Below are 21810 nucleotides of genomic sequence, written 5' to 3'. Positions count from 1 at the left end.
CATGCGTATCTTGTGCCTGATTCATCTGGTGCTTGTTCTCGTTGTGGGAGCGGCGCACGCTCAGGATGCCACGCACGTTTCCCGCCCGGTCGTGCGCGTGGTGACCGACAGCTTCGTCCTGCCGGCCAAGTTCGAGGCGCTCCGTCCCATCGCAGAAGAGGCCGGTGTCACGCTCGAATCCATCGATGTGGAAACGGCGAGGACGCCACCGGATGAATGGCTGTCCGGCGCGGACCTCATCGTTCTCGACGTGCCTCGGCCCAATGATCGCGCACGCGTCGAACAGGCGCTGGGCGGAAGGCTCGCCGCTTCGGCGGTTCCCGCCATTACCATTGGTGGCGGCCGGCCCGCATGGAAGGGGATCGCGCCACGCGAAGCTTCCGCGCTCATCGGCTATTATGCGGGAGGCGGGACGGAGAACTTCCGCAATTTCTTCGCCTTTGTCCGCTCCTGGAAGGAGGGCGGGAACCTCGATGGTTTCGCGGCGGCGGAACGGCTCCCGGCCACCGGCTTCTACCATCCGGTGGCGCCACATGTCTTCCAGACGCTCGACGCCTATCTTGCCTGGGGTGCCAGCCGCTGGAAGGACGCGACGGGCCAGGTCGGGTTTGTTATCCATCAGAATGCGGTTTCCGGCATGCAGACAGGGCTGATCGATGCGCTCATCGCGCGCAGCGAGGCCGCCGGGCTGATACCGCTCGTTTTCTGGTTCGATGGTGCTGATCCCGAGGGCCTGACGAAAGTGGCGCGACCGGCAAAGACGGACGCTATCGTCAACCTCACCCATATGCAGAATGGATCGGCGCGCAGCGCCGAGTTTCTCGATCTCGATATACCCGTCATCCAGACGGTTGGCTTCCGCGAAGGCGGCTTGCGGGAATGGGCCATGGCGGCGTCGGGCATTCCGGCGAGAACGGCGGCCGTCTTTCTCGCCGGTCCCGAAAGCTGGGGCATGATCGACCCGATCGTGCTGACGGCTGTAGAGGAGGGGGCGGAGGTCCCGATCCCGGCGCAGCTCGATGCGCTGGTGGGGAAACTGAAAGGCCTCGTCGCCCTGCGCCGCAAGCCAGCGGCGAGGAAGCATCTGGCGCTTCTCTTCTGGAACTATCCCGCCGGAGAGAAGAACCTCGCCGCCTCGAACCTCAATGTGCCGGCGAGCATCGAGGTCATCACCGCGCGGCTCTCGCGGGCAGGCTACGATACTGCGCCGCTTTCGGAGGCGGAGATGATCGCCGCCGGGCAGGCGATGCTGGGCGGCCTCTACCGCACGGTGCCGCTGGAGAACCTCATCGAACGCAATCTCGCGGTGACTCTCCCGGTCGAGACCTATGAGCGCTGGCTTGCGACGCTGACCCCGGAAAAGCGCCGCGCCTTTTCCCATTGGGGCAAGCCGGAAAAACACTGGGCTGTGCGCGAGGTGAATGGACGGCCCAGTTTCATCATCCCTGCCTTCAAGCGCGGGAAGTTGCTCATCATGCCGCAGATGCCGCGCGCAGCGACGATGGGCGCTCATTACCATGACACGGCGAGCCCGCCCGATCACCTCTACATGGCGGCCTACCTCTATTTGCATGAGGCCTTCGGCGCGGACGCCATTATCCATCTGGGCACGCATGGCACCCAGGAATGGCTGCCGGGCAAGGACAGGGGGCTTGCCGCCGATGACGATCCGTTTCTCGCGGTCGGCAATGTGCCGGTCTTCTACCCCTATATCCAGGACAATGTGGGCGAGGCGCTTCAGGCGCGGCGGCGCGGTCGTGCGGTGACGATCAGTCACCAGACCCCGCCTTTCGCGCCCTCCGGCCTCTATGACGAGTTGCGCGACATCCATCACCTGATCCATGACTATGCGCAGCTCGATGAGGGCGCCGTTCGCGACAGGACCGCGAAGGAGATCGCGGATGCCGCGATCAAGGCAAACATGCATGCCGATCTCGGCTGGACCGAAGAGGCAGTGAGGCGAGATTTCGCTGCCTTCCTGCCTGTCCTGCACGACCATCTTCACGAGCTTGCGCGCACGGCGATGCCATTGGGGCTTCATACTTTCGGCCTGCCCGCCGATCCGGATCACCGGCTGGCGACCGTCATGCAGCAGTTGGGCCAGCCATTCTATGATGCCGTGGGCGCAAGTGGCGACGAACTGTTTGTAGATGACTTTGCCAAGCTGAAGGAGACGGCGCCGTTCGCAACGCTGCAAAAATATCTGCGTGACGGCGCGGACCGGGCTTCGCTGGATGAGCCGCTAAAGGGGCTTTTATCACGTGCCGACACGTTGGATGCCAATCTCGCCGCTCCGGGCGAGATCGAGGCGCTGCTGGCGGGGCTGGAAGGCCGCTTCATCGCTTCAAGCGCGGGCGGCGATCCCATCCGCAATCCCGACGTAAAGAGCGGTCGCAATCTCCATGCTTTCGAGCAGGACCGGATACCGACAAAGGCAGCTTACGAGGCAGGCGGCGAGGCCTTCGGGCAACTCGTTGAAGCCTTTCGCAAGGACCATGGCGGGACGTGGCCTACGAAGCTGGCCTTCAGCCTGTGGTCGTCGGAGGCGGTGCGCCATCTCGGCGTCACCGAGGCACAGGTGCTTCACGCGCTGGGCTTGAAACCAGTATGGGACGACGGCGGTCGGGTGCGCACGCTGGAGATCATCCCGGTGGCTGAACTGGGCCGGCCGCGCATCGACGTGGTGGTGCAGGTGACCAGCGTCTATCGCGACCAGTTCGACAGTTTCATGCGGCTTCTGGCCGATGCGATCGATCGAATTGCCGCGCTGGATGGAAGCGGCAATCCGGTCGCTACCAACAGCAGACGTATCGCTGCGGCGCTTGCCGCAAAGGGCGTCTCGCATGCCGAGGCGCAAGAGCAGGCGCGCTTGCGCATCTTCAGCAATGCGCCGGGGAGCTACGGTTCCGGCCTGCCGGAGATGGCCCTGCGCTCCACCACATGGGACGAAGATTCGACGCTTGCCCAGCGCTTCCTCGACGGCACCCGCTTTGCCTTTGGTGCCCGGGCATGGGGCATCAGTCCGAAGGGCGCCAATCTCCTTGGCGAGCAGTTGAAGGGGGCGCAGGCGGTCGTCATGTCCCGCTCCTCCAATCTGCATGGCGTGCTTTCCACCGACCATCCCTTCGAGTTCATGGGCGGCCTGTCGCTCGCCATCCGCCATCTCGACGGCGAGAGCCCGTCGCTTTACGTCTCGGACCTGCGCAATGGAGCCCCGGCGACCACGCCGCTCGCGCGCTTCCTCTCGGATGAGTTGCGCGTGCGCTATTTGAACCCGCACTGGATCGAGGGCATGAAGGCGGAGGGCTATGCCGGGACGCTCGCCATGCTCAATGCCGCCAACAATCTGTTCGGCTGGCAAGTGGTCGATCCTTCCACGGTGCGGGCCGATCAATGGCGGGCCATGTTCGATACCTATGTGGCCGACACGCGCAATCTCGGCATGAAGGACTATTTCGAGCAGCATAACCCGACCGCGCAAGCCCAGATGATCGAGCGCATGGTCGAGGCGATCCGCAAGGGCTATTGGGATGCTCCCGATGCGACCCGCCGGCAGCTGGCGGAGCGCTGGCAGGAACTTGCCGCCGATCACGGCGTCGATGTGGGTGAACCGCTGACCAAGGCATTCATCGAGCAGCTTGCCGCCGGTTTCGGCCTTTCAGCATCGACGGCTGAGGCGGACCAGAGCCCGTCTGGTCCGGAGAGTAACACGTCGCCGGTTGCCAACGCGTCGCAGCCGATACAGGGGCAGGTGCTGGAGCAGGTTCCGCCAAAGGGCGAAACATCCGACAAATGGCGGCAGTGGCTGTCGCTTCTTCTCATGCTTGGCCTCGTCACCATTGGCGCGGGCTGGCAATGGCGTGCGAATGCGCGCCGTCCATAATTAACCGCAAGCAATGGTGTTTCATGAGCAGTTTTGAACTCAGCCTTTTCGAGGTTTCCCGCCTTTTCCTTTTCCCGGTCCTTGCCCTGATCGTTGGGGCACTGGTCTATGCCCTCGTCGTGCTCGGTATGTTTCTCGTGGAAGCCGTGCAGCGCTGGCGCGGAAATCACCGCTCGGTGCTTGCGGGCAGCGGTGTCCATAGCGATGATCTGGAACTCAAGATCATGAAGCGGCTGGAATGGCTGCGCATCGTCTCGCGCGCCGCGCCGATGCTTGGGCTTGTCGCCACCATGATCCCTATGGGACCGGCCCTGCTGGCGCTGGGGGAGGGCAATGCGGCCTCCGTCGGAAACAACCTCGTCGTCGCATTTTCGGCGGTGATCCTGGCGCTCGTTGCTGCCAGCATCACCTTCTTTGTCCTGACGATCCGACGCCGGTGGCTGCTCGAGGAACTGCGCGCGCTGGAACGCGCCGGAGGTGCCGCCTGATGCGCTTCCTCGACCATGACGACGCAGACGATCCGATCCTGTCGGTGGTCAATCTGATCGACCTCTTCCTCGTGGTAACAGGCATCCTGATGATCGTGATCGTCACCAATCCGCTCAATCCGTTCTCATCGCAGAAGGTGACCGTTATCGAAAACCCCGGCGAGGCGGACATGCGCATCACCGTCAAGGATGGCCGCGAACTTACCCGCTACGAAGCCAACGGAAAGATCGGCGAAGGGCAGGGGGTGCGGGCCGGCATCACCTATCGTCTCGATGACGGCCGCATGATCTATGTGCCCGAAAATAGTGGGAAGTCAGCCGAGTAATCGTCATGTTCATGCGGCGCTCCGCTCCCAGCTTGCGAACGGGTCCGGAAGATTGCGCCAGAGCTCCGGCACGAAAACCGGGCTGTCCATAAGGCACGCGTCAAGTTCGGCGCGGATTTTGGCTTCATCCATCGGATCGGCGCCGATGAAGACGATCTCTTGCCGCCGGTCGCCCCAGACGGGATCAAGATAAGGCTTCATTATCTGAAGGAAGCCCGGATCCTGTGGCCAGCGTTCCTTCGGGACGGATGACCACCACAGCCCCGTCTTGCCGGTGCGCACCAGTGCCCCCGCCTGGCTGATTTCCCCGACATAATGTGGCCGCGTCGCGAGCCAGAAGAAGCCCTTGGCCCTGACGACACCGGGCCATGGCTTGTCTATGAATGCCTGGAAGCGCATCGGATCGAAGGGTTTTCTGGCGCGGTAGATGAAGGAGCGGATGCCATATTCCTCCGTCTCCGGTACATGGTCCAGGAAACCATGCAGTTCCTTGAACCAGAGGGGATGTGTTTCGGCCTTGGCGAAGTCGAAGCGGTTTGTGCCCAGCACCTCCTTCAAATCGACTTTGCCGAAATCGGCTTCGATCAGCTTCGCATCAGGATTGAGCGCGACGATGATCTTGCGGGCGGCGTCGCGCTGGTCCGGCGTGGCGGTGCTGATCTTGTTGAGAATAACGACATCGGCGAATTCAATCTGTTCGACGAGCAGATCGACAAGCGTGCGGTTGTCGCCGTCGCCGGCCGTTTCGCCGCGGTCGGACAGGAAGTCCGACGAGGCGTAATCCTTGAGGAGATTGGCGGCATCGACGACCGTCACCATCGTGTCCAGCCGGGCGAGGTCTGAAAGGCTGTGGCCATTCTCGTCGCGAAAGTCGAAGGTCGCGGCCACCGGGAGGGGTTCGGCGATGCCGGTCGATTCGATCAGCAAATAGTCGAAGCGGCCCGCTTCGGCGAGCGCCCGAACCTCGTTGAGAAGATCGTCCCGCAAGGTGCAGCAGATGCAGCCATTGGTCATTTCCACGAGCTGCTCCTGGGTGCGGGAAAGGTTCGCTCCGCCATCACGCACCAGCGCGGCGTCGATATTGACCTCGCTCATGTCGTTGACGATCAAGGCGACACGCATTCCCTCACGGTTGGCGAGGATGTGATTGAGAAGCGTCGTCTTGCCGGCTCCGAGGAAGCCGGAGAGGACCGTGACGGGAAGGCGATTGGAGGATTTGGCTGTGTCGAGCATGGCGGAACCCCTTGATCTTCCGGATATTTTGGAGAGGACGCGCCCGGCCTGATGGCCGGACGCAGGCGATGTGAGTGGATGCCCCGGTCAGTGCGCCATCATTTCACGCACGATCTCCTTCGCGCTCAAGGAGGATGGATAGTAAGTCGGCCAGTTCGTCACTTCCTCCAGCAAGGCGGCGCGATCGTTGCCCCAGTAGAGATGATAGTGGTCGGCGGCCTCAGGTGCGATCTTGTGGTCGCTGAACTGAATGTATTGAGGGGCGGCTTCGTCACCCGCTATCTTCTTGAAGATGAAGCGCACGCCGCGATTGCCTTTCTTATATGTCAGGATCTCATAGCCGTCGTTGGCATAGCGGGCCTCAAGCGGCTTCCCGTTCTCAAAGAACTCTACCGTGTCGCCCTTAATCTCGATCCGCTCGACGTTCGTCCGGTAGCCGATTTCGTAATAGGCCCGGTATTCGTCCGCGGACTGGTCACCCTGCTTTGCCTTGTGCGCCATCACCGGATCGAGCGTTCCATCCCGCAGATAGGGATAGACCGATTGCCAATCGCCCGCCCAGTCCGACAGGGCGCGCTCCTTGACCTGGCTGTCGTCAAAATAGCCTTTGTAGACCGGGTTATCATGATCATGAGCATGGTCATGGCTGTGCCCGTGGTCAGCCCCGGAACCGCCGACGGCGACGACCGAGAAGGGCTGGCCTTCCACCGGAATCGTTCGGATTTCCTTTAGCGTTTCGGGATCGATCACCCGGACGGTCGAGTGCCGCGGATCGGTGATCGCGATTTGGCCATCGGCAACTGCCAGGCGCGGACGCGGATCGCGCCAGTGGCCATCCTTGCTGTAGGGTTCGGTGACCTTGCCCTTGCGGACGATCTCGCCCTTGATGACGTCGAGCACCTGAAGGTTGCCGTCTTCAGTCAGGATATAGGCATTGCGAAGCGTTGCCGGATCGAGCAGGAAATCCACGCGCCGGGTTGGAAGCTCGACCAGCCGGTAGGGGCTCTCATTATCCGGGTCTATGAGGACGACATTATCCTCTCCGTAATTGCCAAGGAAAAACTGCATCGCCTTGCCGCCGAGCAGCGTGCTGGTATAGCCCTTGGGGAAATCGGTGGGGTAGGGGACCATCTCCAGCTTCGGACCGTCGGCGCCGCCCGGACGGGCGACGAGCACGCCTTCCTTGCAGCCGAAAGCAACGAGGCGCGCGGAGGTCGCCTCGCCATGCAGGTCGGTGCATTTGGCCATCTCGCCGACCTGCTTGCCGTCCTTGTCTACAACCCGCAGACCGATACGGGGTGGCAGCTTGTCCGGCGGTGTGTCGGCTTGCGTGTCCGGGACGGAGACAAGGACGTGACGTCCCATGGTCACGGCAACACCGTGATGGGGCTTTGTCGTATCGACGCTACGGACGTCCGTCCTGCCTTCGAGGAGTGCCGCTTCATCGATAATGTCCGCCTTGCCGCCCCGGTCGTAGAAGATGACCGCATGGTCCCCGTGCGGGACGACATGACTCGGGCGCGGGCCTTGCAAGGTAACCGGAAGAAGCGCGACATCCGAGACGTCCAGATCGCGATGATCGCCATGATCGGAAAATTCGATGCCGCTCTTGATGACATTCACCATGTCATGTTCCGATTGGGTGGCGAATATGGTCTGGCCGGAGGCGCTGGCGGTCAGCGCCGCATGGCCCTTCACATCATAGCGGCCAAGCTCCTTGCCGGTTTCGAAATCGATGGCACGGACGATCGGCTGCGTATGGTCGGCGACAAACAGGCGCCAGGCTTTCTTCGTTTCGGGATCGTCATCTGCAAGCGCGCCCTGCGCGGTGAGGACAAACGTCGCGGCTACTGCAGCCGTCAGTGGGCTTCGGGCGAGAGACAGTCTCATGGGGTTCCTTTCTTGGATGCAGGACGGGAAGGGTGCGTCTGATACGTTATTTCGTTACTTTTTATTTGACGAACGTAATAACATTACATATGCAGTCGCTGTCAATCCCCGAGGATGCGATGAGCGACATTTGCGTAGAATTCAAAAACCTGACGCTTGGCTATGAGGGCCACGCCGCCGTTCATCACCTGAGCGGCGAGGTCAAATCGGGGTCGCTGACGGCGATCGTCGGCGCGAATGGATCGGGCAAATCCACACTGATGAAGGGCATCGCCGGCATCCTCAAGCCGATCAGCGGCTCATGCGTGACGCGCTTCAAGCGGCTGGCTTATCTCCCGCAGCAATCCGAGCTCGACCGAACGTTTCCAGCCCGCGTGATCGATCTCGTCTCACTTGGGTATTGGCAGAAGCGCGGCCTTTTGGGGCGCGTCTCGGCTGACGACCGGGTGGCGCTTGGCCGCTGCCTCGATGCGGTGGGCCTGGACGGCTTCGAGAAACGCGCGCTGGACAGCCTTTCCGGCGGCCAGATGCAGCGGGCACTGTTCGCGCGCACCATGGTTCAGGATGCGGACTTCATCCTGCTGGATGAGCCGTTCAATGCCGTGGACGCGCGTACAATCGTCGATCTTGTCGCGCTAATAAAGGGTTGGGTCGCGGAAGGGAGGACGGTGCTGTGCGTCCTCCATGACCATGCGCTTGTGCGTGAGCATTTTCCAAGAACTCTTCTGATGGCAAGAAAGCCGGTGGCGTGGGGGCCGACGCCGGAGGTGCTCACGCGCGATAATCTCGCCCGAGCGAGAGGATTTCAGGAAGCATGGGACGACGCGTCCGGGTGGTGCGAAGAGCAGGCGGCGGTCCTTGATCGGAAATACGGGAAGGTTGCCGCGCATGTTTGACATGCTGCTTTCCCCGTTTCTGCAATATGGTTTCATGCAGCGCGCGCTGTTCGGTTCGTTGGTCCTTTCGGTGAGCTGCGCGCCGGTGGGCGTTTTCCTGATGTTGCGGCGGATGAGCCTGACGGGCGACGCGATGGCGCATGCCATTCTTCCGGGCGCAGCCCTCGGCTTCGTGTTTTTCGGCCTCGACATCATTCCCATGACAATCGGTGGTTTGCTGGTTGGGCTGCTCGTCGCGCTCGGTTCCGGCGTGGTCGCCCGCTTCACCATCCAGAAGGAGGACGCCTCGATGGCGGCCTTCTATCTGATCTCTCTTGCCGTCGGTGTCTTGCTGGTCTCCTGGCGAGGCTCGAGTGTCGATCTCATGCATGTCCTCTTCGGATCAGTATTGGCGTTGAACGACGCAGCCTTGGCCCTGATCGTCAGCATTGCCCTCGTCACCTTCGTCGTTCTGCTGATTTTCTGGCGCGCACTGGTGGCGGAATGCCTTGATCCGCTTTTCCTTCGCTCCGTGAGCCGGATAGGCGCGCCGGTGCATTTTCTTTTTCTGATCCTGGTCGTGCTCAATCTCGTGGGCGGCTTCCAGGCGCTCGGGACCCTGTTGTCGGTGGGATTGATGATGTTGCCTGCGGCCGCATCCCGTTTCTGGTCGAACGAGGTCCGCGCCATGTGCCTGATCGCGATTTCAATCGCCGTGGTTTCGTCAATCGGCGGCCTGCTCCTTTCCTATCACGCCGCCATGCCTTCAGGGCCGGCAATCATCCTGACGGCCGGCGTCATCTATGCGTTTTCCGCCCTGGCGGGCCGGCGGGGGATGCTTGCCAGCGCCCTCACCTCCGGCCGCCACAAAACAGCCTGATCGATAGAAGGAGATTTCCATGTTCAGGACGTTACGCCTTGTCACCTGCGCCAGCCTGCTTACCCTTTGCGGCTTCGCCACCGCCGCCTCGGCCGCCGACCTGAAAGTGGTGGCGAGTTTCTCCATCATCGCCGATCTGGCGAAGAATGTCGGCGGAGATCGGGTGAAGATCACTTCGCTGGTCGGTCCCGATGGTGACGCCCATGTCTATGAGCCGCGCCCGGCGGACGCCGCTTCGCTGGAAAAGGCCAATGTCGTGCTGGTCAACGGCCTCCAGTTCGAAGGCTTCATGTCGCGCCTGATCGAAGCCAGCGGCACCAAGGCTCCCGTGGTCGAGGTGAGCAAGGGCATCGAGCCGCTCAAGGCCGAAGAAGAGGAACATCGTCACGCACATGGCGATCATGGTCATGAAGGCCACCATCATCATGGCGAGTTCGACCCGCATGCTTGGCAATCGATCCCGAACGCGGAAATCTATGTGAAGAACATCGCCGACGCCTTCTGCGCGGCGGACAAGGCCGGCTGCCCCACCTATACGGAGAATTCCAAGACCTATCTCGCGAAGCTTGCCGCACTCCAGACCGAGGTGAAAGCCACCATCGCGTCGATCCCGGAAGGAAAGCGGACGGTCATCACCTCGCATGATGCATTTGGCTATTTCCAGCACGAATATGGGCTGAAGTTTATTGCACCAGAGGGAATTTCCACGGAAGCTGAAGCGTCCGCAGCCGATGTCGCCAAGCTCATCGATCAGGTGAGGGAAGACAAGGCGTCCGCGATCTTCGTCGAGAACATCACCAATCCGCGCCTCGTTGAGCAAATCGCCAGGGAAACAGGCCTGAAAGTCGGCGGCACGCTCTATTCCGACGCGCTTTCGGGAAGCGACGGTCCGGCGCCCACCTATATCGACATGTTCCGCTACAACGTGAACACGATCAAGAACGCCATCCTCGGAAGCTGATCGAGCGGGCTTGCCCGGTATTAGGCTGGGCAAGTCTCTTATTCACCCCGTTAAACCAGGGCAGGACACCATGATAAGCAGGTTGTTCGCGCGGCGGCGCAAACCGGATAACGAGGCGCTGGATAATGAGATGAAGCGGCTCTATGATCCCGTGCCCGTAACGCTTCTGACCGGCTTCCTTGGTTCGGGCAAGACGACGCTGCTCAATGAGATTCTCGCCGATTCCCGGATGGCCGGGACAGCCGTCATCATCAACGAGTTCGGAACTGTTCCGATCGATCATGATCTCGTTCGTGCCGGTTCCGAAACCTATTTCCGCACCACGACTGGCTGTATCTGCTGCACGGCGACCGGCGATATCCGGCAGTCGCTCTACGAATTGCATGAAGCGCGGCTTCGCAATGAAATACCGATCGTCTCGCGCGTGGTGATCGAGACCACAGGGCTCGCCGATCCGGGCCCCATCATCAACAGCATCATTTCCGGAGGCGTGACGGCCATGGGGTTGAGAGACCATGTCGTTGCCCGCCATTATTACCTCACGGAAGTGATTACGGCGTTCGATGCCATAGCGGGCCGCACGACGCTCGAGAGCTTCCTCGAAGGCTGGAAGCAACTGGCCTTCGCCGATCACGTCGTCCTGACGAAAACCGATCTTCTTGGCGAGCGTTACGACGGGATCGAGGACCTTCGCATGCTGAACCCGGCTGCCCATTATCATGACCGCCATGGAGCCGGTTTCGATTTGCCGGCTCTATTCGGCGTGCGCGGCTATTCCATATCCGGCAAAGCCGAGGACGTTCCCGGATGGCTTGCGATGGAGGCGCTTGTCGGGCATCCGGACCACGCCCATGATCCGAACAGGCATGGCGACAAGATCGAAGCAATCAGTCTTATTCATGACGTGCCGCTCGATCCGCGTGCGGTCGATACCTTCCTCCACATTGTAACAAGCAATACCGATTCCGGTCTGCTGCGCCTGAAAGGCATATTCGCCCTTACCGAAGATCCGGAGCGTCCTCTGATCGCCCATGCGGTAAAGCGTCGGCTCTATCCCCGGCAGCGCCTCGACCGATGGCCGGATGATGACCGCCGCAGCCGCGTGGTTCTGATCGGGCAAGACATGCCGCTAAAACCGATCCGCGACCTTTTCGAGGTATTGGCGCCGCGTTCATCCAGAAAGCAACGGAGATCAGCATGAGCCGCCCCTTCGTCAATCCGCTGGCGCGGGGCACACCTGCGGTGATAAGCCATGCGCGCGCTATCAAAAAATGGACGCGGGAGGCGCTTGCTCTGCCCGATGATGCTGTCGTCTCGGTGAATGAACTCGCCTGCCATGTACCCGGTTGCCCGCCGAAGGAGACGGTTGTTCTGGTTATGCAAGGGGGGCGAACAATTCAGGTCTCGGTCCATAAGGCGCTGCATGACGTCACGCGGGACGATATAGCGCTCACTTTCGGCGCGGCCTCAGGGGAGGGATGAATGGACATCCGCAATCATGATCTGAAGGAAGACATCCGCGAGTACTGGTCGAAGCGCTCGCGGACCTTCGACCTGGCTTTCGGACATCGCATCCCGCCCGGATCGGAACTGGATGCCTGGGCGGCTGCGGTGCGCGATGCGATCGGGGCCGCGCCGCAAAAGGTGCTGGAACTTGCCTGCGGCACCGGCGAGGTGACGAAAGTCCTGCTTTCCCTCGGCCATGAGGTGACGGCGCTCGACTTTTCGGAGGCGATGCTTGACGTTGCGCGCGCCAAGCACGCGGGCAACGAACGCGTGCGCTTCATTCTCGCCGATGCCGAACGCACAATGGAACCCCACGAAACCTATGACGCAGTCATCTGCCGGCATCTCGTCTGGACCTTGACGGAACCGGAGCAGGCGCTTGCCGACTGGTTCCGCGTCTTGAAGCCCGGCGGCCGGCTGCTCGTCTTCGATGGGGACTGGGCGAAGCTGACGCCGGTGGGGAAGCTGGCCTCCCTGGCGGTTCGCGTACTGGAACGCTTCATCGGCCAGGATCCCCACTACGACGGGGCGATGAGTGAACGGCACGCAGACATCATGAAGCGCCTTCCGTTCGGTGACGGACTCACGGTCGAAAGGCTCGTGCCTCTGGTGGAGGAAGCCGGCTTTAAGGACATACGACTGCCCACGCGTGGCGCGATCGTCAAGGCGCAACGTCGGAAAGCGGAATTGCGCAACAGGCTGAGGACATTGTTCTACCGGCGTTTTATCCTTGTGGCGTCGCGTCCCGATCCCCTGCGAACAGGCGCATTTGCGGACAAAACCGTGCAATAGATCACGGCTGCGTTCCGTTCGATCGCCGTCAATCATGAATGCAAATGTGCCGATAGTTGTTTTGCCGCAATGACAATTCGACGAATGTGTGGCAGGCGTTAAGCATGAAACATATGCGGTATCTTCTAAAAGACAGGCTGTCGGCAGGCGCTTTTGCCGTGCTGATTGTCTGGCTTCTGGTGCTGCAGAGCCTGCTCGGCGCTCTGGCCCAGAGCGCCATGGCCGCTTCGGCGGCGGATCCGCTCCATGTCATCTGCGCAGCGGACGGGGCGAATGTTCTTGAAAGCGAGGGGCAGGGCGATCTGCCGCAAAAGAAGGCGCCGGAGTGCCCTTGCGCCTCGCTCTGCCAGCTTGTTTCGGGCACAACCACGGCAGTCCTCAATGCCGGTCCCGGCATGCCGGCGTTGTTTCGTTCCGATGCGGGGAAGGTCGATACGGCCTTTTTCGGCTCCCAGCGGCCATTCCTTCGCGGCCTGATCGGCGAGCCAAGGGCGCCGCCGCTTTCTCTCTGACCTCCGTTCAGATTCAAGAACCACGTTTGGAGAGATTCAATGTCCGATCTGACACTCGGGCGGGGCGATGCTGGCGCAGCCATGCGGTCCGCGTCCGATCTTTATCGCGCTGTATGGCGCTGGCATTTCTATGCAGGCCTGCTCGTTCTGCCTTTCATGATCACGCTCGCCGTCACCGGCGCGCTCTATCTGTTCCGCGATGAGATCGACGCCATCGTGCACAGCGACCTGAAACGCGTCGTCGCGCAGGAAAGTATAAGCCGGGTCGCGCCTTCGGCAATGGTCGCTTCCGCGCTCGCCGCCCATCCCGGGACGGCGGTCAAGTTCACCGATCCGCCTGAAACCACCGCATCCGCCGAAATCACCGTCGCGCGTCCCGGCGGCGAGAAGCTTGCCGTCTATGTCGATCCTTACAGCGGCAAGGTTCTGGGTGCGCTTTCCGACCGCGGCACTATCATGTGGACGATCCGCTATCTGCACAGCCTCAAATATTTCGGCTCCTTCACGCGGGCGCTGATCGAGATCGCCGGCGGCTGGTCGATCCTGCTCGTCCTGACCGGCATTTATCTATGGTGGCCGCGCCGGCAGACGGGCGGGGTGGTAACGGTGCGCGGAACGCCGAAGCGCCGTGTCTTCTGGCGCGACCTGCATGCCGTGACGGGCATTTTCGCCGGCTTCTTCATCCTATTCCTTGCTGTGACGGGAATGCCCTGGTCGGGCGTCTGGGGCGCCAAGGTCAATGAATGGGCGAACGGCAACAATTTCGGCTATCCGGCGGGCGTCCGCATCGCCGTGCCGATGTCCGACGAGCATCTCGATCATCTGGCCAAGACCACATGGTCGCTCGAACAGGCACAAATGCCGCAATCTCCGGCGCACGATCACGGGACGAGGCCAATCGGGCTAGACCGGGCCATCGCCATATTCGATGAACTCGGCCTTCATCGCGGTTATGCGGTCAATATTCCGGCGACGCCGGAGGGTGTTTACACCGGCTCGGTCTATCCCGACGATCTCTCGCAGCAACGAGTGGTTCATCTTGACCAATATTCGGGCAAGCCACTCATCGACATGAGCTTCGCGGATTACGGGCTACTCGGCAAAGGACTGGAATGGGGCATCAACGTGCATATGGGGCAGGAGTTCGGCCGTGCGAACCAGCTTGTCCTGCTCGCCGCATGCGCGGGAATCGTCGTGCTTGCCGTTTCTGCCGGGATCATGTGGTGGAAGCGGCGGCCGAAGGGCTCGCTGGGCGTGCCGCCGATGCCATCCGACCGCTGGGTGCTCCGCGGCCTTATCGCCATCCTCGCCGTGGGCGGCATCATCTTTCCGCTGGTCGGCCTGACGCTGATCTTCATGTTGACGGCTGATCAGATCCTCTTTCGCCTGTCGCGACGGAGAAAGACTTGACCGTGGCCACCGGCCCGCTCGCATCGGTATCATCCCCAGCCGGACGACACGGTGGCGGCGGCAAGCGATCCCGAGATGCTGGCCTTCATGGTCGATCGCGGTGCGAGAGCGAAATGCATCGCCGGCGTCTGCTCCGGCCCGTTGGTTCTCGGAGCGGCCAGCCTGCTTGGCAGCTTTCACGCTCCCACCTCACCATGAGGGTGAAGGGGTTGCAATGTCGCGGTAGCCTCATCCTGAGGTGCGAGCCTGGACTTGTCGAGGGGAGCCTCGAAGGCCAGGGCGCCTGGTGTTTCCACCAAAACAAGAATAGCTAATATCTAACGGGTGCGAAGCCACTCTCCGAGTTCGGCTTCGGCCCGCTCCAGGGCGCTATAGTTCAGGAGCTTCCTGAGAAAGGCGACCGTGACGGCGCGCGAGCGCAGGTTGAACCGCCCTTCCTCGTGCTCCGGCATGGATGGATGATGGACGCCGAGCTTCTCATAGAGATGCTGCAGTCGGTTCTGCACGCTGCGCAGCGACAGATTACGGCGGCGGGCGATGGCGCGGTCGGTGAGGCCGAGCGCGATATCGACCAGAATCTCATATTCGGAATCGGTGAAGCCGTTCGTTTGCCCGAGGCTCTTCTGCTGCATGCCGCGCACCTCGCGGTCGATCACGCATTGCGCCTCGATGAAGATGCTGCGCAGCGCCAGCTTGAGTCGGTCGTCGGAAGCCGATTTCAGGACATAGCCATAGGCCGCGCCATCGGGCACGATGCGCGAGACGCCGCGCACATAGGCCTCGTCCGAATAGTTGGACCAGAACAGGATACGGGTTTCCGGCCGCTCCTTCCAAATGGTCCGGGCCGCCTCGATCCCGTTGCGCGGGCTCATCTGCAGGTCCATGACGATATGGGCGGATTTATATTCGCGCGCGATGCGCTCGCCCACGGTTCCGTTCTCCGCCTCGATGACGCTGTCGCATTCCGGCAGCGCCGCGCGCACGGCCTCGTGCAGATAGGAGCGGTGCAGCGGATCATCCTCGACGATCAGAACCTTCATCTTTCACCTCCCATGATCGGATGCGGGCACCGGAAACATGACGCTGACGCAGGTTCCGTCCATCTCCGCATTTGTCCTGATATCGAATTTGGCGGAGATCAGCCGTGCGCGGGTGCGCATGTTCTCCAGGCCGCTGCCGGTTCGCCCGCCGGCGATTTCCAATCCCTGTCCATCATCATTGATCTCGATCGCGATGTTGCCCTTCACGACATGGAGCCAGACCGATATCCGGCTCGCGCGCGAGTGGCGGACGGCATTGTTGATGGCTTCCTGGACGATGCGGAAAAGCGCGATGCTCACCGTCTGGTCGAGCTTGTCGATCGCCCCGCCGGTATCATCCGTCAATTGCCAGTCGATGTAGGAATCGCTTTCGCTGACCGAGCGGTGGAGATGATTTTCCACCGCCTGCGCGAAGCCGAAAAGCTGGAGGACGGTAGGCTTCGCCTGCTCGATGATCTGGCGGAGGTCCTGCATGCATTGCTGCAATCCGCGCGACACTGGCTCCAGTGTTTCCCCTGTAACCTCCGGCAGATGCGTCAGCCGCTCGATCCGCCGCGCCAGCCGGGTGAGGTCGGCAAGCGTCTGGTCGTGCAGGTCCATGCCGATGCGCTGTCTTTCGGTCTCCAGCGCCTCGGTCAGCCGCAACGCGCCGAGGCGCAGGCCCTCCTCGCGCGCGCGGGCTTCCGCCTCCACGATTGCGGAGCGCTGTGCCTGCTCCGCCGCGCGAAGCGCGAAGAAATAGGGCGCCAGCAGATCGGCGATCGGCTGGGCGTTGTGGACATCCTGCATCGTATAAAGATCGGCGGTGCGGCTCGAGCAGCTCAGCGCGCCGATGACGTCGCCCCGCACCTTCAGGGGCACATGCAGCCGGCTGCGAAGCGATTGCTGCTGGATGGGCGCGGAAAAGGCGCCTTCGAAATGGAATCGCGGATCGTTGCAGGCGTCGCCTGTCAGGAGAAATTCATCCTCGCCCCAGAGCACCGTCCGGATTGGACTGCCGGCAAGCGGCGCCGGCGGCGGCTTGCCCCAGGCGGTCTCCAGCCCGGTTTCATAGGCGGTGTGATATTTGCCGTCGAGCATGATGATGCACACATCGAGATGATCGTGCGGGATGATGTGGCTGATCTCGGCCGCCACCGCCTGGATGGCCGAATGGAAATCGAGCTGCCCGGCCAATAGCCGCGATATGCCGATATAATGGTCCAAAAGCCTGGCAGGCGCCGGACTGAGCATCTGCGCTTCCTCCTCCATCGTCCCGTCTCGCCTCTCCCCGGCGATAGGCACCACCTCTATACCCGATTTAGCGCTTTTCAGGGCCATTCCGTCTTGCGGGATCCCGCAGATTTTTGAGAACATACCGCAAATGGGTTGCCTCAATGCGCCTGTACAATACCACCGATCTTCGTCATCCTGCCGGCACTGAGAGGAGGAAGCTCAGTTTCAAAGGCGGTTCTACCCCACGAGGGGAAGAGGACATAGCGGGCCAGTCGCAACGGCGGGCCATGAGGGAGAGAGACAATGAATATCAGAAAGATGCTCCTGGCATCGGTGGCGATAGCGTGCGCGTTTCCAGCGGCGACGTTGGCGGATACGTCTGACAAGAAGATAGCACTTTCCAACAATTATGCCGGCAATTCCTGGCGTCAGGCGATGCTGACGAGCTGGGAAAAGGTGACCGGTGAAGCGGTGAAGGCCGGCGTCGTGTCCGCCGCCGACGCCTTCACCACGGCGGAGAACCAGGCGACCGAGCAGGCCGCGCAGATTCAGAACATGATCCTGCAGGGCTATGACGCGATCGTCCTCAACGCCGCATCTCCGACGGCGCTCAACGGTGCGGTGAAGGAAGCCTGCGATGCTGGCATCACCGTCGTCTCCTTCGACGGCATCGTCACCGAGCCTTGCGCCTGGCGCATCGCCGTCGATTTCAAGGAAATGGGGCGTAGCGAGATCGAATATCTCGCCAAGCGGCTTTCCGACGGCGGCAATCTTCTGGAAATCCGCGGGCTGGCGGGCGTCTTCGTCGATGACGCGATTTCGGGCGGCATCCATGAAGGTGTCGCGGAAAACCCGCAGTTCAAGATCGCCGGGTCGGTCCATGGCGACTGGGCGCAGGATGTCGCGCAGCGCGCCGTCGCCGGCATCCTGCCGAGCCTGCCGGAAATCGCTGCCGTGGTGACGCAGGGCGGCGACGGCTATGGCGCGGCGCAGGCCTTTGCCGCCGCCAAGCGCCCGACGCCCATCATCATCATGGGCAACCGCCAGGACGAGCTTGCCTGGTGGAAGGAGCAGAAGGACGCCAACGGCTACGAAACCATGTCGGTTTCCATCGCGCCCGGCGTCTCAACGCTCGCCTTCTGGGTCGCCCAGCAGATCCTCGACGGCAAGGAGGTCAAGAAGGACCTCGTCGTGCCGTTCCTGCGCATCGACCAGGACAATCTCGAGGCCAATCTGGAGAAGACCCCGCAGGGCGGCGTCGCCAATGTCGAATATACGCTGGAAGATGCCCAGAAGGTGATCGACAGCGCAAAGTGAACGGACGGCCGGTGCTCAACCGGAGCACCGCCCCGCCAATTCGGCTTCATCCGCTGCAGGGCGGATGAAGCCACGTGAAATCCGGATAACAGAGCCCTTGAACCAGGCCATGAACAGCCATTCCCAATCCGTGCCGGTGGTCGAGGCGCGGGACGTCAAGGTCAGCTTCGGCGCGGTGCGCGCGCTTGCCGGCGTCGATCTCGTCATTCGGCCGGGCGAATGCGTCGGCCTCGTCGGCCATAATGGCGCGGGCAAATCGACCATCGTCAATGTCATCAATGGCGGACTTTCGCCGCATGAGGGCACGATCGCCTATAAAGGCGAGGAGCGTGGCCGCACAGGGATCGCTGCTGCGCGCGGCCACGGCATACGCTGTGTCTTCCAGGAATTGTCGCTCTGTCCGAACCTGACGGTTATTGAAAACACCCGGATCATGCACCGCGCGCTCACCGGCTGGGGCTGGCGCGGCCGGGCCGCCGCAGCCATCCGGAGCAAGCTCGACGAGATTTTTCCCGGCCACCGCATCGATTGTTCCCGCGCTGTTGGCGATCTTTCGATCGCCGAGCGGCAGATGGTGGAGATCGCCACCGCGTTCGCCGATGTCGGTCAGGCGCCGAAGCTGGTCATCCTCGACGAGCCGACCTCATCGCTTGACGCGAGCCTCGCTGAGCAATTGCTGGCGCATGTCCGCACCTATGTGGCGGGTGGCGGCTCGGTCATCTTCATCTCGCATATACTGGGCGAAGTGCTTTCGACGGCGACCCGCATCGTGGTGATGAAGGATGGCCGCGTCGTTGCCGATCGTCCCACCGCAGAATTCACGCAAGCCGGGCTCGTCCAGGCAATGGGAAGCGTCGTCGCGGAGAAGAAGGACGCGCGGGTGGCGCGCGCGCTCACCACATCGGAGCCCATCCTGTCGTTACCGCCGCGTCACGGGCGCGGCCTGCCGTTCAAGGCCTTTCGCGGAGAACTCGTCGGGCTTGCCGGGTTGAGCGGGCATGGCCAGACCGACATGCTGGTGGACCTCTATCATTCGCGCAGCGGTAATTGGCTGCGGCGCGGGAACCCGCAGGTGGCCTTCGTTGCCGGCGATCGCGGCTATAACGGCACCTTCCCGCTATGGAGCATTCTCAACAATCTGAGTGTTGCCTCGCTCACCGATCTCTCCCGCGCTTCGCTCATCGACGAGCGGCATGAGGTGGAGCTGGGCGAGGAATGGAAGCGCAGGATCGCGATCCGCACCCCGGATATGGAGAACGGCATCCTGTCGCTTTCCGGCGGCAATCAGCAGAAGGTGCTGTTTGCCCGCGCATTGGCGGTCCGCGCGCCGATCGTGCTGATGGACGATCCGATGCGCGGCGTCGATATCGGCACCAAGCAAGAGGTCTATGATATCGTGCGCAGTGAAGCCGAAAACGGCCGGACCTTCATCTGGTATTCGACCGAAATGGACGAAATCTGCATCTGCGACCGCGTCTATGTCTTCAACTCGGGCGCCATCGTCGCGGAACTGACCCGAAATGACATCAATGAGGAAAACATCCTCGCCGCTTCCTTTACCGAAGCCGTGACCAGGGAAGCCGTTGCATGAAATTGAACCTATCGACCGATAGCGTCCGGCTGCTGATCCCGGCGCTGTCGCTGACCGTTCTCCTGTGCGCGGTTTTCTACCTGCAGCCGCGCGCCATGAGCTATACCGGGCTCAACCTTCTCTTCAATCTTGCTGTGCCGATCACTCTTGCGACGATCGCGCAGATGCTGATCATGACGGTCAACGACCTCGATTTGTCGATGGGCACCTTCGTCAGTTTCGTCGCCTGCGTCGCTGCTACTTTCCTGCCCACCGACCCGCTGATCGGCGCCGCCATCCTTCTGGCAGCGATCGCCGCCTATGCCGTGCTCGGTATCGTCATCCATGTCAGGGAATTGCCGTCGATCGTCGTCACCCTCGGCATGAGCTTCGTCTGGGGCGGCCTCGCCGTGCTGATCCTGCCGGCGCCGGGCGGCCAGGCGCCAGTCTGGGCGCGGTTGCTAATGACGTCCAAGCCACCGCTCGTGCCGATGGCGATCGTTGCCAGCATCGTCATCGCCGTTGTCACGCATTTCATTGTCATGCGTTCGTCCTTCGGCGTGCTGATACGTGGTGTCGGCGGCAATACCCGTTCCGTCGAACGCGCCGGCTGGTCGATCATTGCCGCGCGCGGAGGAGCTTACGCACTTGCCGCCTTCTTCGCCGTTCTGGCAGGCATAGCGCTGGTCGGGTTGACCACGTCGGCCGACGCCAATATCGCGCTCCGCTATACGCTGCTCTCCATCGCCGGCGTCATTCTCGGCGGTGGCGAGTTCGTCGGCGGCCGGGTGTCGCCCGTCGGCGCGGTGATCGGCGCCCTGACACTGACGCTCGCCGGCTCGTTTCTCTCTTTCCTCAGGATTTCGCCGGACTGGCAGATCGGCGCGCAAGGCGCGATCCTGATTATCGTTCTCGCGCTCCGCCTGCTTCTCAACCGGCTCGAAAAGCGGGAGAAGGGCCGATGAACGCGCTCCGCTTGCTTGTCCAGAAGCCATGGATATGGTCCTTCGCGGCGACCGCCATCGTCTGGTTCATCACGATCATGTTCACCGGCGGGGCCAGCGCGGCGGGCCTGTCGCAGGCGGCACTTACCTTCGCGGCGTTTTCGATCATCGTCGGCATCGGCCAGATGTTCGTCATCACGCTGGGGCCGGGCAATATCGATCTCTCCGTTCCGGCAATGATGACGCTCTCGGGTACCGTGGCGCTGAAGCTGATGGGTGTGGACAATGCCATGATCCTGCCTGGCCTTGGAGTGGCGGTTCTGCTTGGTGTGGCCGTTGGCATCGGCAATTATGCCTTCATCAAGCTCCTGCGCATCCCGCCGATCATCGCGACGCTTTCCATGAGCTTCATCGTTCAGTCGATGGCAATCTGGACCAATCGCGGCATCCGGATCAAACCGCCGGCGCTGCTGGCCGATTTCACCACTTCCAGCTTCTTCGGCATTCCGAATGTCGCCATTGTCGCCTTCGTGCTCTCCGTGATTGCCTGGGTGCTGTTGCAGAAAAGCGTTTACGGGCGCTGGATATCAGCCATTGGCCAGAGCATTCCCGCCGCGAGGATGGCCGGCATTCCTGTCGACGGCGTTCGCCTCGCGACCTATGTGCTGTGTGCGGTGCTTGCATCCCTCTGCGGCTATCTGCTGGCGAGTTTTTCCGGAGGCGCGGCGCTCAATATGGGCTCGGAATATCTCCTGATGTCGATCGCCGTCGTCGTCATCGGCGGCACCGCCGTTGCCGGCGGCGATTCCAACGTTCCCGGCATCTGGGGTGCGTCGCTGTTCCTGTTTCTCGTCGTCTCCATGCTCAACACCTATGGTCTCGGCGCGGGCATCCGCCTCGTCATGACGGGCATCATCATCATCGCGGTGATCATGGTGGCGGGCGGACGAAAGCGTGGGCGGGCCTGA

General features: G+C 61.9%; 20 protein-coding genes. 16 read left to right on the top strand and 4 right to left on the bottom strand.

Annotated features, from left to right (window positions below; genetic code table 11):
* Position 1 precedes the first annotated feature (1 nt).
* The 3 genes from cobN to ATN84_RS23605 are packed head-to-tail and all read left to right on the top strand — an operon-like array spanning position 2 to position 4697.
* On the top strand, positions 2–3883 hold the full coding sequence (gene cobN / locus ATN84_RS23615) for a cobaltochelatase subunit CobN (protein ID WP_068884951.1): 3882 nt from the start codon (positions 2–4) through the stop codon (positions 3881–3883).
* A gap of 23 nt (positions 3884–3906) precedes the next feature.
* The gene (locus tag ATN84_RS23610) at positions 3907–4371 is read left to right on the top strand and encodes a MotA/TolQ/ExbB proton channel family protein (protein ID WP_068884950.1); all 465 of its coding nucleotides are present in this window, start codon (positions 3907–3909) and stop codon (positions 4369–4371) included.
* Positions 4371–4697: a DUF2149 domain-containing protein gene (locus ATN84_RS23605; protein ID WP_068884949.1), complete on the top strand. Its 327-nt coding sequence runs from the start codon at positions 4371–4373 to the stop codon at positions 4695–4697. Before ATN84_RS23610 ends, ATN84_RS23605 begins: the two co-directional genes overlap by 1 nt.
* A 9-nt stretch (positions 4698–4706) precedes the next feature.
* Here ATN84_RS23605 and zigA read toward each other — a convergent pair whose 3' ends face one another.
* Complete coding sequence (gene zigA, locus ATN84_RS23600; protein ID WP_068884948.1) at positions 4707–5930, bottom strand: zinc metallochaperone GTPase ZigA; 1224 nt, start codon at positions 5928–5930, stop codon at positions 4707–4709.
* Between the two features lie 87 nt (positions 5931–6017).
* On the bottom strand, positions 6018–7820 hold the full coding sequence (gene aztD, locus ATN84_RS23595; RefSeq protein ID WP_068884947.1) for a zinc metallochaperone AztD: 1803 nt from the start codon (positions 7818–7820) through the stop codon (positions 6018–6020).
* Between the two features lie 119 nt (positions 7821–7939).
* Here aztD and aztA point away from each other — a divergent pair, with 119 nt between their 5' ends.
* From aztA to ATN84_RS27100, 9 genes are all read left to right on the top strand, one after another.
* Positions 7940–8716, top strand: coding sequence for a zinc ABC transporter ATP-binding protein AztA (aztA, locus tag ATN84_RS23590; RefSeq protein WP_068884946.1), 777 nt, complete (start codon positions 7940–7942; stop codon positions 8714–8716).
* Positions 8709–9575, top strand: a complete 867-nt coding sequence (gene aztB, locus ATN84_RS23585) for a zinc ABC transporter permease AztB (RefSeq protein WP_068884945.1) — start codon at positions 8709–8711, stop codon at positions 9573–9575. Before aztA ends, aztB begins: the two co-directional genes overlap by 8 nt.
* A 19-nt stretch (positions 9576–9594) precedes the next feature.
* A complete protein-coding gene (aztC, locus tag ATN84_RS23580) occupies positions 9595–10536 on the top strand; it encodes a zinc ABC transporter substrate-binding protein AztC (protein ID WP_068884944.1) in 942 nt (313 codons plus the stop codon).
* 130 nt (positions 10537–10666) lie between these two features.
* Entirely contained in the window at positions 10667–11737 is a 1071-nt protein-coding gene (locus ATN84_RS23575) for a CobW family GTP-binding protein (protein ID WP_068885036.1), read from the top strand.
* Positions 11734–12018, top strand: coding sequence for a hypothetical protein (locus ATN84_RS23570; protein ID WP_068884943.1), 285 nt, complete (start codon positions 11734–11736; stop codon positions 12016–12018). Before ATN84_RS23575 ends, ATN84_RS23570 begins: the two co-directional genes overlap by 4 nt.
* Entirely contained in the window at positions 12019–12834 is an 816-nt protein-coding gene (locus ATN84_RS23565; protein ID WP_068884942.1) for a class I SAM-dependent methyltransferase, read from the top strand.
* Positions 12835–12938: 104 nt separating this feature from the next.
* A complete protein-coding gene (locus tag ATN84_RS23560; RefSeq protein ID WP_153020360.1) occupies positions 12939–13346 on the top strand; it encodes a DUF2946 family protein in 408 nt (135 codons plus the stop codon).
* A gap of 39 nt (positions 13347–13385) precedes the next feature.
* A complete protein-coding gene (locus ATN84_RS23555; RefSeq protein WP_068884940.1) occupies positions 13386–14756 on the top strand; it encodes a PepSY-associated TM helix domain-containing protein in 1371 nt (456 codons plus the stop codon).
* Positions 14757–14807: 51 nt separating this feature from the next.
* Positions 14808–14954 carry a type 1 glutamine amidotransferase family protein gene (locus tag ATN84_RS27100; protein ID WP_201026435.1) on the top strand — a complete coding sequence of 49 codons (147 nt, stop codon included), beginning with the start codon at positions 14808–14810 and terminating at the stop codon, positions 14952–14954.
* A gap of 119 nt (positions 14955–15073) precedes the next feature.
* On the opposite strand, the gene ATN84_RS23550 is transcribed toward ATN84_RS27100, so the two are convergent.
* Positions 15074–15796: a response regulator transcription factor gene (locus ATN84_RS23550; protein ID WP_068884939.1), complete on the bottom strand. Its 723-nt coding sequence runs from the start codon at positions 15794–15796 to the stop codon at positions 15074–15076.
* A 3-nt stretch (positions 15797–15799) separates the two neighbouring features.
* Complete coding sequence (locus ATN84_RS23545) at positions 15800–17029, bottom strand: GAF domain-containing sensor histidine kinase (RefSeq protein WP_068885035.1); 1230 nt, start codon at positions 17027–17029, stop codon at positions 15800–15802.
* Between the two features lie 285 nt (positions 17030–17314).
* Here ATN84_RS23545 and ATN84_RS23540 point away from each other — a divergent pair, with 285 nt between their 5' ends.
* The 4 genes from ATN84_RS23540 (at position 17315) to ATN84_RS23525 (ending at position 21810) form a co-directional block, all read left to right on the top strand.
* Positions 17315–18328, top strand: a complete 1014-nt coding sequence (locus tag ATN84_RS23540; protein ID WP_068884938.1) for an ABC transporter substrate-binding protein — start codon at positions 17315–17317, stop codon at positions 18326–18328.
* 109 nt (positions 18329–18437) lie between these two features.
* A complete protein-coding gene (locus tag ATN84_RS23535) occupies positions 18438–19919 on the top strand; it encodes a sugar ABC transporter ATP-binding protein (RefSeq protein WP_068885034.1) in 1482 nt (493 codons plus the stop codon).
* A complete protein-coding gene (locus ATN84_RS23530; RefSeq protein ID WP_068884937.1) occupies positions 19916–20863 on the top strand; it encodes an ABC transporter permease in 948 nt (315 codons plus the stop codon). Before ATN84_RS23535 ends, ATN84_RS23530 begins: the two co-directional genes overlap by 4 nt.
* Entirely contained in the window at positions 20860–21810 is a 951-nt protein-coding gene (locus ATN84_RS23525; RefSeq protein ID WP_068884936.1) for an ABC transporter permease, read from the top strand. Before ATN84_RS23530 ends, ATN84_RS23525 begins: the two co-directional genes overlap by 4 nt.

Source organism: Paramesorhizobium deserti, from assembly GCF_001558695.1.
Classification (GTDB): Bacteria; Pseudomonadota; Alphaproteobacteria; order Rhizobiales; family Rhizobiaceae; genus Paramesorhizobium; species Paramesorhizobium deserti.
The sequence above is the reverse complement of the archived record's forward strand: the minus strand, read 5'-3'. Positions and strand labels throughout refer to the sequence as shown.

What these genes read in the sequence shown, in the direction of transcription:
- cobN (WP_068884951.1), top strand. Translation starts at nt 2, where the DNA reads ATGCGTATCTTGTGCCTGATTCATCTGGTGCTTGTTCTCGTTGTGGGA.
- ATN84_RS23610 (WP_068884950.1), top strand. Translation starts at nt 3,907, where the DNA reads ATGAGCAGTTTTGAACTCAGCCTTTTCGAGGTTTCCCGCCTTTTCCTT.
- ATN84_RS23605 (WP_068884949.1), top strand. Translation starts at nt 4,371, where the DNA reads ATGCGCTTCCTCGACCATGACGACGCAGACGATCCGATCCTGTCGGTG.
- zigA (WP_068884948.1), bottom strand. Translation starts at nt 5,930, where the DNA reads ATGCTCGACACAGCCAAATCCTCCAATCGCCTTCCCGTCACGGTCCTC.
- aztD (WP_068884947.1), bottom strand. Translation starts at nt 7,820, where the DNA reads ATGAGACTGTCTCTCGCCCGAAGCCCACTGACGGCTGCAGTAGCCGCG.
- aztA (WP_068884946.1), top strand. Translation starts at nt 7,940, where the DNA reads ATGAGCGACATTTGCGTAGAATTCAAAAACCTGACGCTTGGCTATGAG.
- aztB (WP_068884945.1), top strand. Translation starts at nt 8,709, where the DNA reads ATGTTTGACATGCTGCTTTCCCCGTTTCTGCAATATGGTTTCATGCAG.
- aztC (WP_068884944.1), top strand. Translation starts at nt 9,595, where the DNA reads ATGTTCAGGACGTTACGCCTTGTCACCTGCGCCAGCCTGCTTACCCTT.
- ATN84_RS23575 (WP_068885036.1), top strand. Translation starts at nt 10,667, where the DNA reads ATGAAGCGGCTCTATGATCCCGTGCCCGTAACGCTTCTGACCGGCTTC.
- ATN84_RS23570 (WP_068884943.1), top strand. Translation starts at nt 11,734, where the DNA reads ATGAGCCGCCCCTTCGTCAATCCGCTGGCGCGGGGCACACCTGCGGTG.
- ATN84_RS23565 (WP_068884942.1), top strand. Translation starts at nt 12,019, where the DNA reads ATGGACATCCGCAATCATGATCTGAAGGAAGACATCCGCGAGTACTGG.
- ATN84_RS23560 (WP_153020360.1), top strand. Translation starts at nt 12,939, where the DNA reads ATGAAACATATGCGGTATCTTCTAAAAGACAGGCTGTCGGCAGGCGCT.
- ATN84_RS23555 (WP_068884940.1), top strand. Translation starts at nt 13,386, where the DNA reads ATGTCCGATCTGACACTCGGGCGGGGCGATGCTGGCGCAGCCATGCGG.
- ATN84_RS23550 (WP_068884939.1), bottom strand. Translation starts at nt 15,796, where the DNA reads ATGAAGGTTCTGATCGTCGAGGATGATCCGCTGCACCGCTCCTATCTG.
- ATN84_RS23545 (WP_068885035.1), bottom strand. Translation starts at nt 17,029, where the DNA reads ATGCTCAGTCCGGCGCCTGCCAGGCTTTTGGACCATTATATCGGCATA.
- ATN84_RS23540 (WP_068884938.1), top strand. Translation starts at nt 17,315, where the DNA reads ATGAATATCAGAAAGATGCTCCTGGCATCGGTGGCGATAGCGTGCGCG.
- ATN84_RS23535 (WP_068885034.1), top strand. Translation starts at nt 18,438, where the DNA reads ATGAACAGCCATTCCCAATCCGTGCCGGTGGTCGAGGCGCGGGACGTC.
- ATN84_RS23530 (WP_068884937.1), top strand. Translation starts at nt 19,916, where the DNA reads ATGAAATTGAACCTATCGACCGATAGCGTCCGGCTGCTGATCCCGGCG.
- ATN84_RS23525 (WP_068884936.1), top strand. Translation starts at nt 20,860, where the DNA reads ATGAACGCGCTCCGCTTGCTTGTCCAGAAGCCATGGATATGGTCCTTC.